The sequence below is a fragment of the Plectonema radiosum NIES-515 genome, from assembly GCF_025753815.1.
Taxonomy (GTDB): domain Bacteria; phylum Cyanobacteriota; class Cyanobacteriia; order Cyanobacteriales; family Nostocaceae; genus Hassallia; species Hassallia radiosum_A.
The window spans coordinates 1-3,160 of the sequence record NZ_JAOWRF010000382.1 but is presented as its reverse complement, the minus strand read 5'-3'; the positions used below and the strand labels follow the sequence as shown (position 1 = coordinate 3,160).

The window sequence follows — 3,160 nt, the reverse complement described above, 5'->3', positions numbered from 1 at the left end:
GAGAGGAATTTTACCAATCCCCAATTCCCAATTGTCAATTTCCAATTGCCAATTGCCAATTCCCAATCCCCAATTCCCCGTATTCTTCTTGCTGATGATAATGCAGATATGCGCGATTATGTCAAGCGTCTGCTTGAGGAAAATTATCAAGTAGAAGCGGTAGCGGATGGATTAGCTGCTTTAACCGCGATTCGGCAACAGCCTTTTGATTTAGTCTTAACTGATATTATGATGCCAGGACTCGATGGTTTCGAGTTGTTGCGGCAACTGCGTCAAGATCCACTCACCAAAGAGATACCGATCATCTTGCTGTCTGCTCGTGCTGGGGAAGAATCCCGAATTGAGGGGTTAGAATTTGGTGCTGACGATTACTTAGTTAAACCTTTCTCTGGTCGTGAACTGCGATCGCGTGTCGAGGCTACCATAAAATTGAGTAAAATGCGTCAGAGCATGAAGCAAGTGCTGCAAGATGCCAACGAGCATCTGAGCAACGTTCTGGAAAACATGACCGATGCTTTTGTTGCTCTGGATCGCGAATTTAGAATCACTTATGTGAACCAACAGACAGCAAGACTCAATAATATGCACCCAGAGGAAATGATTGGCAAAACCCACTGGGAAATGTGGCCTTGGTCAGTTGGTACAATAATTGAGCAAAATTATCGTCAAGCTTTAGCAGAGCAAACTCCGGTACATTTTCAGGTACTCTACGAACCATTTATGATGTGGTTGGAAATTCATGCTTATCCATCAGAAGAAGGAATAGGTATTTATTTCCGCAATATTACTACTCGTAAAACTGCCGAAACATCATTGCAAAATGCCCTGCAAAGGTTAAATTTTCATGTAGAAAACTCGCCTTTGGCAGTAGTTGAGTGGGATCATGAATTTCGTGTCTCTCGTTGGTCAGTGGAAGCTGAACGAATTTTTGGCTGGCAAGCATCAGAAGTAATCGGTAAAACTTTCCAAGACTGGGAATTTGTTTTTAGGGAAGATTTAGAAGTTGTTACAAATGCAGCGACTCGACTGACTGAGGGAATTGAAAGTAATAATATTTCTTACAACCGCAATTACACAAAAGATAATTCGATTGTGTCATGTGAGTGGTACAATTCAACTTTATTAGATGAATCTGGGAAATTGATTTCCGTGCTATCACTGGCTTTGGATGTAACAGAACGCCAAAAAATGGAAGCCGCATTACGTGAAAGTGAGAAACGATTCCGGGAAATGGCGGATGCATCTCCGACCCTAATTTGGATGTCTGATACTAGCAACCTTTGTAACTATTTTAACAAAACCTGGCTGGAGTTTACAGGGCGGACAATCGAGGAAGAAATGGGTAATGGTTGGACCCAAGGAGTGCATCCGGAAGATTTGCAGTCCTGTATAGATATTTATGTAAATGCCTTTGATGCCCGTGAAGAATTTAGCATGGAGTATCGGCTGAAACGCTATGACGACGAGTATCGGTGGATTTTAGATAAAGGAGTGCCGCGTTTTACATCATCAGGTGATTTTCTCGGTTATATTGGCTCGTGTATTGACATTAGCGATCGCAAAGTTGCAGAGGAGACGATGCGTGAGAGTAGCACTCGTCTAAGATTTGTTCTAGATTCGGCACAGTTCGGTGATTGGAAATTGAATCTGTTAACTCAACCTGACACCGTTTATCGTTCGCTTAAACATGACCAGATATTTGGGTATGAATCGCTGCGAAGTGAGTGGAACTACGAAATATTTTTAGAACACGTTCATCCAGATGACCGTGGGATGGTGGATCAAAAGTTTAAGAACACACTTCTTACCTACGAAGACTTGGATTTTGAGTGTAGAATTATTCGGGTCGATCAAAGCATAACTTGGATTTGGTCACGAGGAAGTGTTTACCGAGATATCAACGGTAAGCCGATTCATCTGATCGGGTTAGTTACCGATATTAGCGATCGCAAACTTGCTGAAGCCGAACGCGAAAAAATGCTCGTGCGGGTTCAACAATATGCCGGTCAACTGCGTGGGTTGACTGAGGCAGCATTAACGATAAATTCAGCACTTACGATTGAAGAAGTTATCAAAGAAATTACCGAGCGATCGCGTTTTTTGATCGGCGCACATCAATCAGTTACCAGCATGACGATTGATCGTAATTGGGCACAATCTACCAGCGCTACCTCACTTTCAGATAAATATGCGGCATGGCAAGATTATAAACCAAAACCGGATGGCTCAGGCATTTACGCATATATCTGCCAGATAAATCGTCCCATCCGCATGACTCAAGTAGAACTTGAAGCACACCCCAGGTGGCGCAAATTTGGCACAGAAGCCGCAAAACATCCACCCATGCGTGGTTGGCTGGCTGCACCCCTAACAGGACGCGATGGTGGCAATATTGGACTGATTCAATTATCTGATAAATACGACGAAAGCGAGTTTACAGTAGAAGACGAAGCCATTTTGGTACAATTAGCACAGATGGCTTCTGTCGCAATTGAAAATACTCGCTTGTACGCAGCTGAACAACTAGCGCGTACCCAAGCCGAATCGGCAAACCGCATCAAAGATGAATTTCTCGCCGTCCTTTCTCACGAATTACGCACCCCACTAAACCCAATTCTCGGTTGGTCTAAGCTACTGCGAACCCGCAAGTTTGATGAAGCAAAGACCGCTGAAGCTTTAGCAACCATTGAGCGCAATGCTAAATTACAGGCACAACTGATTGAAGATTTGCTGGATGTCTCGCGAATTTTACGCGGGAAACTAACCCTAAATGTAGACAAAGTAAGTCCATCATCAATCATTTTAGCAGCTTTAGAGACAGTACGTTTAGCAGCAGAAGCGAAATCAATTTCGATTGTGACCATTTTCGACCCGAATGTAAAGCAAGTCGCAGGCGATGCAGGTCGCTTGCAACAAGTTATTTGGAATTTGCTTTCCAACGCTCTTAAGTTCACACCCAATGGGGGACGGGTAGAGGTGCGATTGTCAATGGAGTGGGGGAAGCGTGGTGAGGAGGAGTGGGGGAGTGGGGGAAGCGTGGTGAGGAGGAGTGGGGGAAGCGTGGTGTGGGGGAGTGAGGGAGACTCCTTGGAGACAAGGAGACTCCTTGGAGACAAGGAGAATAATTCTTTCCCCCCATCCCCCCATCCCCCCCTCTCCC

Annotated in this window: 1 protein-coding gene; it reads left to right on the top strand. The window is 44.6% G+C overall.

What is annotated here, in order from left to right; translation table 11 throughout:
- On the top strand, positions 1-3,160 hold a 3,160-nt coding region (locus OGM63_RS26850), incomplete at both ends, for a PAS domain S-box protein (RefSeq protein WP_263748774.1).